Annotated in this window: 11 protein-coding genes; 4 read left to right on the top strand and 7 right to left on the bottom strand. The window is 68.7% G+C overall.

Going from position 1 to position 11,924, the window contains the following annotated elements; all coding sequences use genetic code 11:
- Position 1: 1 nt before the first annotated feature.
- The 4 genes from ACUSIJ_RS12150 to exbB all read right to left on the bottom strand — a co-directional run bounded on the left by ACUSIJ_RS12150 (position 2) and on the right by exbB (position 4,475).
- The gene (locus tag ACUSIJ_RS12150; protein WP_449308653.1) at positions 2-1,210 is read right to left on the bottom strand and encodes an FAD-binding protein; all 1,209 of its coding nucleotides are present in this window, start codon (positions 1,208-1,210) and stop codon (positions 2-4) included.
- A 59-nt stretch (positions 1,211-1,269) separates the two neighbouring features.
- On the bottom strand, positions 1,270-2,706 hold the full coding sequence (locus ACUSIJ_RS12145) for an FAD-linked oxidase C-terminal domain-containing protein (RefSeq protein ID WP_449308652.1): 1,437 nt from the start codon (positions 2,704-2,706) through the stop codon (positions 1,270-1,272).
- Positions 2,707-2,835: 129 nt separating this feature from the next.
- A complete protein-coding gene (gene exbD / locus ACUSIJ_RS12140; RefSeq protein WP_449308651.1) occupies positions 2,836-3,312 on the bottom strand; it encodes a TonB system transport protein ExbD in 477 nt (158 codons plus the stop codon).
- A gap of 5 nt (positions 3,313-3,317) precedes the next feature.
- A complete protein-coding gene (gene exbB / locus ACUSIJ_RS12135) occupies positions 3,318-4,475 on the bottom strand; it encodes a tonB-system energizer ExbB (RefSeq protein ID WP_449308650.1) in 1,158 nt (385 codons plus the stop codon).
- Positions 4,476-4,866: 391 nt separating this feature from the next.
- Here exbB and ACUSIJ_RS12130 point away from each other — a divergent pair, with 391 nt between their 5' ends.
- Both ACUSIJ_RS12130 and ACUSIJ_RS12125 read left to right on the top strand, forming a co-directional pair.
- Positions 4,867-5,166, top strand: coding sequence for a hypothetical protein (locus ACUSIJ_RS12130; RefSeq protein WP_449308649.1), 300 nt, complete (start codon positions 4,867-4,869; stop codon positions 5,164-5,166).
- 26 nt (positions 5,167-5,192) lie between these two features.
- Positions 5,193-5,381, top strand: coding sequence for a hypothetical protein (locus tag ACUSIJ_RS12125; protein WP_449308648.1), 189 nt, complete (start codon positions 5,193-5,195; stop codon positions 5,379-5,381).
- Here ACUSIJ_RS12125 and ACUSIJ_RS12120 read toward each other — a convergent pair.
- From ACUSIJ_RS12120 to ACUSIJ_RS12110, 3 genes are all read right to left on the bottom strand, one after another.
- Positions 5,374-5,940: an NUDIX domain-containing protein gene (locus ACUSIJ_RS12120; RefSeq protein ID WP_449308706.1), complete on the bottom strand. Its 567-nt coding sequence runs from the start codon at positions 5,938-5,940 to the stop codon at positions 5,374-5,376. The two genes, ACUSIJ_RS12125 and ACUSIJ_RS12120, sit on opposite strands and share 8 nt — an antisense overlap.
- Before the next feature lie 40 nt (positions 5,941-5,980).
- Positions 5,981-7,840 (bottom strand): dihydroxy-acid dehydratase, encoded by a 1,860-nt coding sequence (gene ilvD / locus ACUSIJ_RS12115; RefSeq protein WP_449308647.1) that lies wholly within the window; start codon positions 7,838-7,840, stop codon positions 5,981-5,983.
- 228 nt (positions 7,841-8,068) lie between these two features.
- Positions 8,069-8,866: an SIMPL domain-containing protein gene (locus ACUSIJ_RS12110; RefSeq protein WP_449308646.1), complete on the bottom strand. Its 798-nt coding sequence runs from the start codon at positions 8,864-8,866 to the stop codon at positions 8,069-8,071.
- On the opposite strand from ACUSIJ_RS12110, the gene ACUSIJ_RS12105 reads away from it, so the two are divergent.
- Together ACUSIJ_RS12105 and ACUSIJ_RS12100 are read left to right on the top strand one after the other, a co-directional pair.
- Positions 8,865-9,116 carry a hypothetical protein gene (locus tag ACUSIJ_RS12105; protein WP_449308645.1) on the top strand — a complete coding sequence of 84 codons (252 nt, stop codon included), beginning with the start codon at positions 8,865-8,867 and terminating at the stop codon, positions 9,114-9,116. The genes ACUSIJ_RS12110 and ACUSIJ_RS12105 overlap by 2 nt on opposite strands.
- A gap of 85 nt (positions 9,117-9,201) precedes the next feature.
- Positions 9,202-11,922, top strand: coding sequence for a bifunctional acetate--CoA ligase family protein/GNAT family N-acetyltransferase (locus ACUSIJ_RS12100; RefSeq protein ID WP_449308644.1), 2,721 nt, complete (start codon positions 9,202-9,204; stop codon positions 11,920-11,922).
- The last annotated feature ends 2 nt before the right edge of the window (positions 11,923-11,924 follow it).

The following is an 11,924-nucleotide window of genomic DNA, read 5'->3' as shown; positions in this document are numbered from 1 at the left end:
CTCACCCTCCCGCCTCCATGCGGCCGGCCTCCAGGATGCCTGCGGGATCGAACGCCCGTTTCACGTCGGCGGCGATCCGCGCCAGCGGACCCGTCCGGGGCTGGAACACCGGCACGCTCTGCCGCACGGCCAGAGGCGCGCGGATCAGCGTCGCATGCCCGCCATGGGCCGCGACCGCGCCCCTCACCGCCGCCGCCCCGGCGTCGCCCTCGGCGGGCGTCGACAGCCAGACCAGCCCGCCGCTCCAGTCGTAGAAATGGCGGATGTCGCGCTGCCCGGCGATGGCGGCGACGACGTCGGGGCCGCGCGTGGGTGCGGTCGACAGGCGCCAGACGGCGCGCTCGTGGGGATGGGCAATGGGCGCGCAATCGCGCACGCCCGTCCAGATGAGGCGGCTGTCGTCGCCCTCGAGCAGCGAATGGCCGCCGAACTCGGCAAGGTGCCCGGCAAGCGCGCCGACGCGGTGGCGCACCGAAAACGCCGATCCTTCGAGCCGCAGCAGCGTCAGCGCCGGATCGGCGGAACCGCCGCTGCTCCAGCCGCCCGGCACATGGGCGGCGCCGCTAACGCCGTAGGGCGATCCCATGGCCCGGCACAGCGCGGCGACCGCACGCCGGTCGTCGAGCCCGACGAGCGCCAGCGTCGCCTCGGCCTCCGGGATGGGCGCGACCTTGAACGTCACCTCGGTGAGAAACCCGAGCGTGCCCCACGAGCCCGCCATGAGCTTGACCAGATCGAGCCCGGTGACGTTCTTCATCACCCGCCCGCCCGACTTGACGATCTCTCCCCGGCCGTTGACGAAACGCACGCCGATGAGGCTGTCGCGGCAGGCACCCGTCTGGATGCGGCGCGGACCGGACCAGTTGGCGGCGACGATGCCGCCGATGGTCTGCTCGCCGTCGTTGCCGAACAGCGTGGCCGGACTGGCGGGCTCGAACGTGAGCCGCTGTCCGCTTGACGCCAGATGCGCTTCGAGCACGGAGAGCGGCGTGCCCGCATAGGCGGCAGCGACCATCTCGGAGGGCTCGTAAAGGGATATGCCGCTGAGCGCGAGCGAGCTCAGGCACCGGCCCGCCTCGCCGGGCCGGCCGATGCCGGCCTTCGACCCCCTGCCCGCGATCGCAAGCTTCTCGCCCGCTTCCTGCGCCTGACGGATGATGTCCGCCGCTTCCGCTTCCGACGCCGGGGCGCGGATGCTCTCGTTCTCCACCTTGCGCTCTCCCCCTGGGCGTTGTTCCTTTTGGCGGTCCAGTCCGTTATCCGTGGTTGTCATGGTTGCAGACGCGCCTCAAGCGGAAACACCTTGGCCGGATTGAGCAGCCAGCGCGGATCGAAGACGGCGCGCACCCGCATCTGCTGGTCGAGATCGGCGCGTCCGTACTGGTAGGTCATCAGGTCGCGCTTTTCGATGCCGACGCCGTGTTCGCCGGTGAGGCAGCCGCCGACATCGACGCAGAGCTTGAGGATTTCGGACCCCGCCTTCTCGGCGCGCTCCAGATCGCCGGGCTTGGCCGCATCATAGAGGATGAGCGGATGCAGGTTGCCGTCGCCGGCGTGGAAGATGTTGGCGACGCCGACGCCGTTCTCAGCGCAGATCTCGGCGATGCGCCGCAGCACGAGCGAGAGCTGACCCGTGGGAATGGTGCCGTCCATGCACAGGTAGTCGGCGATGCGGCCCATGGCGCCGAAGGCGGACTTGCGCCCTTTCCAGATCGCCGCGCTCTCGGCCGGCGACTGCGACACCCTGAGCACCAGCGGGTCGAACTGGCGGGCGATGGCCTCGATCTTCGCCAGTTCGTCGGCGATCTCCGCCTCCGCGCCCTCGACCTCGACGATCAGCATCGCCTCGGCCTCGACCGGGTAGCCCGCCTTGGCGAACTCCTCGCAGATGCGGATCGCCGGCCCGTCCATGAATTCGAGCGCCACCGGGATGATGCCGGCCGCGATGATGGCGGTCACGCACGCGCCCGCGACCTCGCTCGACGCGAAGCCGATGAGCAGCGGCCGCGCGTCCTCCGCCTGGGGGAGAATGCGCACCGTCGCCTCGGTGACGATGCCGAGCTGCCCCTCCGAGCCGGTGAGCAGGCCGAGCCAGTCGTAGCCAGGGGAATCGAGATGATCGCCGCCGATATCCACCACGCTGCCGTCCATCAGCACGAGGCGCACGCCCAGGAGATTGTTGGTGGTCACGCCGTATTTCAGGCAATGCGCGCCGCCCGAGTTCATGGCGATGTTGCCCGCGATGGTGCAGGCGAGCTGGCTCGACGGATCGGGCGCGTAGAAGAACCCCTCGGCCGTGACCGCATCGCTGATGGCGAGGTTGGTGATGCCGGCCTCCACCCGCGCGGTGCGGTTGGCGTAATCGATGTCGAGCACCCGGCGCATGCGCGACAGGCCGATCACCACCGCGTCCTCCTGCGGGATCGCGCCACCGGCGAGCGACGTGCCCGCCCCGCGCGGCACCACCTTGACGCCCTCGCGGTTGCAATAGGCCAGCACGGCCGCGACCTCATCCGTCGTGGACGGCAGCACCACCGCAAGCGGCATCTGGCGATAGGCGGCGAACGCGTCGGTTTCGAAGGCGCGCCGCTCCTCCTCGCTGGTGATCAGGCCGCCGGCGGGAAGCAGCCGCCCGAGATCCGCCCAGATGGTCTCGCGCCTGGCGACGATGTCGGGATCGGGAGCCGGAAAAGCGGTGTTCGTCATGGCCCTGTCGTTCTTGTTGGCGCGGGTCGGCCAGCGCGATGAACACTGGAGTCGTTCAAATAATGAACAGCGCCTGCCCGCACAAGTCAATGCACGGGCAGGCGATAGATCCGTGACGGAAGCGGACGGTCAGGGCGCAGCGGGTGCGGGGGCCGGGGTGGCAGGCGGCAGCGTGCCGTCGGCGGCGCCTGCCGGCGCGGCCTCCATGCCGACCAGCGCGACCTTGAGATAGCCGGCGGAACGCAGGAGGTTCATCACCTCCATGAGTTCGCCATAGGCGACTTCCCTATCGGCGCGCAGGAAGATGCGCTCCTCGCGGTTGTTCTCGGTGAACCGGTCGAGCTCCTGCTGGAGCAGGGCGCGCTGGACCGTCTCCTCGCCGACGGACAGGGTAAGATCGCCCTGCACCGTGAGGTACAGGGGCTTGTCCGGCCGCTGCTGCGGCTGGGCGTTCGACGCCGGCAGGTCCACCGGCACGTCGACCGTCGACAGCGGCGCGGCCACCATGAAGATGATCAGCAGCACCAGCATCACGTCGATGAACGGCGTGACGTTGATTTCGCTGTTTTCGGACAGCTCGTCGCCGTCCTCGATGCGTCCCGCCATGGCGCCTACTCCGCTGCGGACCGCAGGTTCGCGACCTGCGCCTGTCCGTGATGGCGGCCCGCGGCGGCGCGGTCGAGATCGCGTGACAGATGCCGCAGCACCTCCGCCGAGGCATCGCCGAGCAGCGCCCGATAACCGCCGATGGAACGCGCGAAGACGTTGTAGACGATCACCGCCGGGATGGCGGCGATGAGGCCGAGGGCGGTCGCCAGCAGGGCCTCGGCGATGCCGGGTGCGACGACGGCGAGGTTCGTCGTGTTGGACTTGGCGATGCCGATGAACGAATTCATGATGCCCCAGACCGTGCCGAACAGGCCGACGAACGGCGCCGTGGAGCCGATGGTCGCCAGCACGCCAGTGCCCACGCCCATCCTGCGCCCGGCCCGTGCCTCGACGCGCGACAGCAGGATCGCGGCGCGTTCCTTGATGCCGTCGGCCGGCAGGTCGCCGGAACGCTGCGCCTCGTCGAGCGCGCCGCGCACGAGCCGCGGCACCGTGCCGCCGCCCGACCGGCCGACACGGAACGTCGCCTCCGCCTCGGCGAGCGTCTGCGAGCGCCTGATGACGTCGAGCCCCTTGCGGGCGCGGCGGCGGGCGAAGAACAGCTCCAGCGACTTCGCCACCCACACCGTCCAGGTGACGAGCGAGGCGAACACCAGCCCGATCATCACCGCCTTCACGACGATGTCCGCCTGCTGGTACATCCCCCAGGGAGAAAGGTCCTGCAGCCCCTCCTCGCCCTCGGGCGGCGTCAGCGACGGAAGCTCCGGCAGGACGTCCGTCTGGGTGAAGGAAGCGTCCGGCTCCGCCGTTTCGGTCTGCTGGATCGACGGCGATATCGCCTGCGGCTGCAAGCCTCCGCCGGCATCGGACGGCGCGGCGCCGGACGTCGCCTCGGGCGACGAGGCAGGAGCCGGGGCTTGCTCCGGCGCCGATACGGAAGCGGGTGCGCTCTCCTGCGGCGCTGCCGGTGTCGCGGGCTGCTGCGCGACGGCCGCCGGCGGCTGCGGCGCAGGCGCTGACGTTTCCTGGGGTGGCGTTACCTGGGATGGCTCGACCTGCGGCGTCGGCGCGGGCGCGGTCTGCTGTGCCGGTGCGGCTTCGGGCGAGAGGGTCTGGGCGGCTGCGACCGACAGACAGGCGGGTGACAGACACAGTCCCATTGCGGCCGCAAGGGCGAGACGGCGCAGCGGAGCACCTCCGTATGAAACACGCAAGCACGAAACCGGTTCTGTAGCCATCAGTTCAGTTCTCACTCTCGTCTCTCGCGACGCGGGCTGCCGTTCAATACACGCTGCGGCCTGCCACGCTGCAGGCTGGCGACATCATGCGCCGGACTGCTCGCTGGCCGCAGGATCTTCCTCAACAGGATCCGCAAAATCGTCACGATCGGCGTTGTACGCTCAAGGAAAGCTATGATCAACTACGATCTATTTTAACTATTCTAATATAAAAATAAGCTTGAAATTCATGTTCAGAAATATTTATTGTATAGCTACAGCTGTAAGAAATATTTCTTGATTGTATAAAATATTTATTATATATGTATTGACTATGTTGCAGCTTAAAGAAACAATTTTAGAAGAAGTATTTTTTGCAAATGGTGAGCGATTTCAAGAGAACCGATCCCCCGAACCTCTAAACCGGAACGGGGCCGGTTTCGGGATAAATTCGATGCTTGACAAAGAGATGGAATGGCAGCCCCGGTTTCCTGTCCTCCATTCCATGCGGCCATGGCTGAAACACGCGCCATTCCCGATACTTTCCTTGCAACCGCCGGTTGATGGCAGGGAAAATCCGTCCACCGCAGCTCTGCTGTTTATTATCCGCCCGGTTTGTCCTATAAGCGCCTGATCGTTTCTCGTACTTTGGACTTTTTCATGCCGCGCCTCGTCTCGTTGCTCTCCATCGCCCTGATCGCCGGTTCGCTCGCCGGTTGCGCCGGCCTCACGCTCACGCCGCAGCAACGGGCGGAACGCCAGCTCGGCGTGCCCGAATATGTCCAGGTGCAGCAGCGCAACGCCGGCCGCGGCTCCAGCCCGTTCAGCGGCAGCGGCTCGTTCAGGTGAACAGGTCCGGCCGCTTCAGGCGTAGCGCCTGCACGCTCGCATAGCTCTTGAGATCGCTGAGCGCGCCGCTGTCCGCCATGGCGGCGAGTTCCTTGAGCGGCAGTTCGACCACGGTGATGCCTTCATGCTCCTCCTCCAGGCCGCCGCCTTGCGCGATGCGGTCCTGCGCCGTGTAGCGGGCGAGAAAGAGCGCGATGCGTTCGGTCGAGATGCCCGGCATCGGCCAGGCGTCGACGATCTTCTCGATCGCGCCCAGCCGCAGGCCGCCCTCCTCCATGGCCTCGCGGCGGACGCACTCTTCCTGCGTCTCGTCCTCGAGGCCGCCGGCGATGATCTCGAGCACCGCCTCCGCGCCGGAAGCGAGATAGACCGCCGGCCGGAACTGGCTGACCAGTAGCGCCACGCGCCGTTCCTCGTCATAGGCCAGCACCGCGACCGCCGCGCCGTGGTCCTCGATCTCGCGGCGGATGACCTGCCCGTCGGGCAGCCTGATGGAGGCGATCAGGAAGCGCCCCCAGCCCTCGTGGACGATCCGGGTATCGGTGATCTCGAACGGCATCGGCGGGCGGGAGGTTATCGGCACGATGTCACGCGCAGCTTCACTTGCGCCTGGCCAGCGCGCCGTCGACGTCGCGGACCGCGCCGCGCGCCGCCGATGTCGTCATGGCCGCATAGGCCTTCAGCGCCGCCGTGACGTTGCGCTTGCGCGGGCCGGGTTGCCAGGCGTCGGGGCCGCGCGCCTCCATGGCCGCGCGCCGGCGCGCCAGTTCGTCGCCGGATATCGCGAGATTGATGCGCCGCTGCGGGATGTCGATGTCGATGATGTCCCCCTCCTCCACGAGGCCGATCGCGCCGCCCTCCGCCGCCTCCGGCGAGACGTGGCCGATGGACAGGCCCGAGGAGCCGCCGGAAAAGCGCCCGTCGGTGATCAGCGCGCAGGCCTTGCCGAGCCCCTTCGATTTCAGGTAGCTCGTGGGATAGAGCATCTCCTGCATGCCCGGCCCGCCGCGTGGCCCCTCGTAGCGGATCAGCACGATGTCGCCCTTGTTGATGCGCCCGCGCAGGATGGCGTCCACCGCCGCGTCCTGGCTCTCGAAGATGCGGGCGGGGCCGGAGAAGACGAGGATCGATTCGTCCACGCCCGCGGTCTTCACGATGCAGCCGTCCTCGGCCAGATTGCCGTAGAGCACGGCGAGGCCGCCGTCCTTCGAGAACGCGTGCTCGGCGTTGCGGATGACGCCGGACTCGCGGTCGGTGTCGAGATCCTCCCAGCGCGATTCCTGGCTGAACGCCACCTGCGTCGGCACGCCGCCGGGCGCGGCGCGGTAGAAGTTGCGCACGCTCTCGCTGTTGGCGCGGGTGATGTCCCAGCGGTCGATGGCGGCGCCCAGTGTCGGGCTGTGCACCGTCGGCAACGAGGTGTCGAGCAGCCCGGCGCGGTCGAGCTCGCCCAGAATGGCGAAGATGCCGCCGGCGCGGTGCACGTCCTCCATGTGCACGTCGCCCACGGCGGGCGCCACCTTGCACAGCACCGGCACGCGGCGCGACAGGCGGTCGATGTCCGCCATGGTGAAATCGACGCCGGCCTCGTTCGCCGCCGCCAGCAGGTGCAGCACGGTGTTGGTGGAGCCGCCCATGGAGATGTCGAGCGCCATGGCGTTCTCGAAAGCCGCGAACGTGGCGATGGAGCGCGGCAGCACGCTGTCGTCGTCCTGCTCGTAGTAGCGGCGCGCCAGATCGACGATGAGGTGGCCGGCCTCGACGAACAGGCGCTTGCGGTCGCCATGCGTGGCGAGCGTCGAGCCGTTGCCCGGCAGCGACAGGCCGAGCGCCTCGGTGAGGCAGTTCATGGAATTGGCCGTGAACATGCCCGAGCACGAGCCGCAGGTCGGGCAGGCCGACCGTTCGATGGCCCGCACGTCGGCATCCGACACGCTGTCGTCGGCGGCGGCGACCATGGCGTCGACGAGATCGAGCGCCTTCACCTTGCCCTTGAGCACGACCTTGCCGGCCTCCATCGGCCCGCCCGACACGAACACCGCCGGGATGTTGAGCCTGAGCGCCGCCATCAGCATGCCGGGCGTGATCTTGTCGCAGTTCGAGATGCACACCATTGCGTCGGCGCAATGGGCGTTGACCATGTATTCCACCGAATCGGCGATGATCTCGCGCGAGGGCAGGCTGTAGAGCATGCCGTCGTGCCCCATGGCGATGCCGTCGTCGACCGCGATGGTGTTGAACTCCTTGGCGACGCCTCCCGCCTGCTCGATCTCGCGCGCCACAAGCTGGCCGAGATCCTTCAGGTGCACATGTCCCGGCACGAACTGGGTGAAGGAGTTGACGACCGCGATGATCGGTTTGCCGAAATCGTCGTCCTTCATGCCTGTGGCGCGCCACAGGCCGCGCGCGCCCGCCATGTTGCGCCCATGGGTGGTGGTTCGGGAACGGTAGACTGGCATCCTGACCTCTCGCAGCACTCGAATATATAGCGCAGATGCGCTGAATTCATGCGACAGCGCCGGTTGCGCGGTTTCGTGTGATGCGCGGCGTGCCGGCGATGGCTCGATCGCCGTTCCTCCCCCGGTCAGGCGCTTCGAAACACTCTGTTTATAGCAATTTCACCGGGACGGAAACCGATCATGGCGGCAAATCAGCCATGCGGCGCGTCCGTCCCGGATCGTCGCACGTCAGTCGACGATTTCCCACGTCACTTCTACCGTGGCGCGGAACGACTGCTCGCCCGCCTCGACCGGCACCGGCGCGCTGGCGGCCAGCGCGTCCGCGCGTGCGTACATCGGGCGCGGCGGCGAACGGAGCGAGCCGGTCTCGATGGCGAGCACGCGGCCGAGCTTCACCCCGGCGGCGGTAGCGAAGATATCGGCCTTGCGGCGGGCGTCGGCGACGGCTTCGCTGCGGGCCTTGTCGAGCAGGGGCGTCTTCTCGGCCACGTCGAAGCTGATGCCGCCGATCTGGTTGGAGCCGGTCGTCACCGCGGTGTCGAGAATGCCGCCGAGCTTGGCGAGGTCCCGCACCCGCACGGTGAGGGTGTTGCGCGCCTCGTAGCCGTCGATCTTCGGCGCCTCGCCGCTGCCGTTGCGCGGGTAGTTGTAGCGCGGCTGCACGGAGAACCCGCTCGTCGCCACGTCGCGCTTCTCGATTGCCGCCGCGTTCAGGCTTGCGAGCACCGCCTCGGTGGCGGCGCTGTTCTCGCTCACGGCCTCGCGCGCCGTCTTGGCCTGGGTGACGACGCCGATGACGACGCTGGCCATATCGGGAACGGCCTCGACGACGCCCTCGCCCGCAACGCTGATGACGCGCGGCGCGCGTTGCTGGGCGGTGTCGCCCTGCTGCGCCGCCGCCGTGAGCGGCCACGCCGCCAGCCCCACGATGGCGCCGCCGATGAAGGCGGCGAGCGTGGCGCCGCCGATCCTGCTGCGCTGCTTCCTTGCGTGCTGCCTGCGATCCGGCCTTGTGGTGAAAGTCATGAAGCCATCCTTCCTGCATCTGTCGCCGCGCCGCCGGCGCGGGCGGCGATTCGCCGGCATCATTGCTCAAAATGCCCGTTCCGTCATCACCGGGCGCCCATGCACGGCGGCTTTGAAGCATGCGTGCGCGTTGCGGCATAGATGGGGCGGCGGCGCGTTTCCGGGACTGCGCTATTTCTGCCGCGATCGCGTGCTTTCTATGCCCGGTTGCCGGCAAATTGATGCATCGGCGACGGGTTCGTGGCATTGAAAACCAAGTGAGGTATCGCCGTCTTGGGCCGGACGCGCGGCGCCTCGACGATGGATCGCGCCCGCCAGATCGCTGACGGATACCGATGAGCACCTATCGCCTTGAGCGTCTTTTCTCTCCCCGCTCCCTCGTCATCGTCGCCGATGAGGGCTCGCATGCAGGCCCGGTCGACAAGCTCGCGCGCAACATCATCGGTTCCGGCTTTGCCGGCCAGCGCGGATTCGTCGGCACGGCGGGCGGCGTTGCCTCCGGCGCTTCCCTTGCGGATTTCGAGCACGCCCCCTCCATCGACGCGCTGACGTTCACGCCGGATCTCGCCATCATCGCCTCCCCCGCCGAACACGTTCTGGCGCGCGTCGAGGAGGCGGGTGCGAAGGGCGTCGGCGGCGCGGTGATCCTGTCCGAGGAGCTTGCGGCCGACGCGGCCGGCGCCGACCTGTTCGCCCGCGTCGAGGCGGCGGCGCGCCGCCACAGCCTGCGCCTCATGGGCCCCAACAGCATCGGCCTCATCGCCCCCCACGCGAGGCTCAACGCCAGCTTCGCCGGCAGCACGCCCATAGCCGGCGACCTCGCGCTCGTCTCCCAGTCGGGGGCGCTGGCGGCCGGCGTCATCGAATGGGCGAGCCAGAACGCCATCGGCTTCTCGGCCGTGGCGTCGGTCGGCGCGAAGATCGATGTCGATTTCGGCGACCTGCTGGACTACTTCGCGCTCGACAGGCATACGCGTGCGATCCTGCTCTACGTCGAGACGGTGGAGAACGCGCGCAAGTTCATGTCGGCGGCGCGCCTTGCCGCACGCGCCAAGCCGGTGGTGGTGATCAAGTCCGGCCGACACAAGCTCCACCAGCAGATCGCCGACACGCACACCGCGGCGCTCGCCACGCCCGATGCCGTCTATGATGCCGCGTTCCGGCGCGCCGGCCTGCTGCGCGTCATCGATCTCGATGAGCTGTTCTCCGCCGCCGAGACGCTCGGGCGGGTACGGCCCTTTCCGGGCAAGCGGCTCGCCATCGTCACCAACGGCGGCGGCATCGGCATGCTCACCGTCGACCGGCTGCTCGACTTCGGCGGGGCGCTGGCCGAGATCTCCCCCCTCACCCTTGAGGCGCTCGACAAGGACCTGCCTCCCGGCCGCTGGTCGCGCTCCAACCCGCTCGACCTCGGCGGCGACGCCGATCCTGCGCGCTATGCCACCGCGCTGCAGCACGTGCTGAACGACCGCGCCAACGACGGCGTGCTGGTGCTCAACGTGCCGCTGGGGCCGGCCTCATCCGCCGATGTGGCGCGCGCGGTGATCGAGACCGCCGCCGCCTATCGCAAGCAGCGCCATAACGCCAAGCCGATCCTGACCGTGTGGTACGGCGACGCGGGTGAGGCCGCCGACCAGTTCGTCGCTGCGCGCATCCCGAACTATTCCAACGAGGCCGAGGCCGTGCGCGGCTTCACCCATCTCGTGCGCTACCGCGAGGCGCTGACCCAGCTCATGGAGACGCCGCCGAGCCTGCCGGCCGATTTCCAGCCGGACACCGAGGCCGCCCGCGCCGTGATCGACGGCGTGCTGACGTCCGGGCGGACATGGCTCGACCCGCTGGAGGTCGGCCGGCTGTTCGACGCCTACCAGATACCGATCACGCCGGCGCGCTTCGCGCGGGATGCGGACGAGGCGGTCGCCGCTGCCGAGCAGTTCTTCGCCCGCGGGCTGCCGGTGGCCGTCAAGATCCTTTCGCCCGACGTGGTGCACAAGTCCGACATCGGCGGCGTGCGCCTCAACCTGGCCAACGCCCACGCGGTGCGCGAGGCGGCGGGCGAGATCCTGGAGCGCGCGGCGCGGCTGCGCCCCGAGGCCCGCATCCACGGCCTCACCGTGCACCCGATGATGGTGCGTCCCAAGACGCGCGAACTCATCGCCGGCGTCGCCGACGATCCGGTGTTCGGGCCGGTGGTGGTGTTCGGGCGCGGGGGCACGGCGGTGGAGGTCATCAACGACCGTGCCATCGCGCTGCCGCCGCTCGACCTGCGCCTCGCGCACGACCTCATCTCGCGCACCCGCGTGGCGCGCCGCCTCAAGGCCTATCGCGACGTGCCGGCGGCGGACGAGCAGGCGGTGGCGCTCACCCTCGTCAAGCTCGCGCAGCTTGCCGCCGACCTGCCGGAAGTGCGCGAGATCGACATCAACCCGCTGCTCGCCGACCACACCGGCGTCATCGCCGTGGACGGGCGGGTGAAGGTCGTGCCGGTGACGGAGAAGGCGAAGGGGCCGTCCGGCCATCCGCGCTTCGCCATCCGCCCCTATCCGCAGGAGTGGGAGCGCCACCTCGAGCTCTCGGACGGCACGCCGATCCTGATGCGGCCGGTACGGCCGGAGGATGAGGAGATGTTCCGCCATTTCTTCACGCAGGTGACGCCGGACGATCTGCGGCTGCGGTTCTTCACGCCGATCAAGGATTTCAGCCATACCTTCATCGCCCGCCTGACGCAGCTCGACTACGGCCGCGCCATGGCCCTCGTGGTGATCGACAAGGCGACGGGCGAGATGCTGGGCGCGGTGCGCCTGCACGCCGACGCCAACTACGAGGCCGGCGAATACGGCATCATGACCCGCACCGACATGCGCGGCAAGGGCCTCGGCTGGCTGCTGATGACCTCGATCATCGAATACGCCAAGGCCGAGGGCCTGAAGGCGGTGGAGGCGCAGGTGCTGCGCGAGAACACCATGATGCTCGCCATGTGCGCCCAGCTCGGCTTCACCTCCCGCCCGGACCCGGACGATGCGGGCGTGAGGCTGGTGCGGCTGGAGGTGGGGTAGCG

The organism is Pseudochelatococcus sp. B33, assembly GCF_053570585.1.
Note: the sequence above shows the minus strand (reverse complement) of the source record. Positions and strands in the feature narration are given on the sequence as shown.

What these genes read in the sequence shown, in the direction of transcription:
- ACUSIJ_RS12145 (WP_449308652.1), bottom strand. Translation starts at nt 2,706, where the DNA reads ATGACGAACACCGCTTTTCCGGCTCCCGATCCCGACATCGTCGCCAGG.
- exbD (WP_449308651.1), bottom strand. Translation starts at nt 3,312, where the DNA reads ATGGCGGGACGCATCGAGGACGGCGACGAGCTGTCCGAAAACAGCGAA.
- exbB (WP_449308650.1), bottom strand. Translation starts at nt 4,475, where the DNA reads ATGGGACTGTGTCTGTCACCCGCCTGTCTGTCGGTCGCAGCCGCCCAG.
- ACUSIJ_RS12130 (WP_449308649.1), top strand. Translation starts at nt 4,867, where the DNA reads ATGTTGCAGCTTAAAGAAACAATTTTAGAAGAAGTATTTTTTGCAAAT.
- ACUSIJ_RS12125 (WP_449308648.1), top strand. Translation starts at nt 5,193, where the DNA reads ATGCCGCGCCTCGTCTCGTTGCTCTCCATCGCCCTGATCGCCGGTTCG.
- ACUSIJ_RS12120 (WP_449308706.1), bottom strand. Translation starts at nt 5,940, where the DNA reads ATGCCGTTCGAGATCACCGATACCCGGATCGTCCACGAGGGCTGGGGG.
- ilvD (WP_449308647.1), bottom strand. Translation starts at nt 7,840, where the DNA reads ATGCCAGTCTACCGTTCCCGAACCACCACCCATGGGCGCAACATGGCG.
- ACUSIJ_RS12105 (WP_449308645.1), top strand. Translation starts at nt 8,865, where the DNA reads ATGAAGCCATCCTTCCTGCATCTGTCGCCGCGCCGCCGGCGCGGGCGG.
- ACUSIJ_RS12110 (WP_449308646.1), bottom strand. Translation starts at nt 8,866, where the DNA reads ATGACTTTCACCACAAGGCCGGATCGCAGGCAGCACGCAAGGAAGCAG.
- ACUSIJ_RS12100 (WP_449308644.1), top strand. Translation starts at nt 9,202, where the DNA reads ATGAGCACCTATCGCCTTGAGCGTCTTTTCTCTCCCCGCTCCCTCGTC.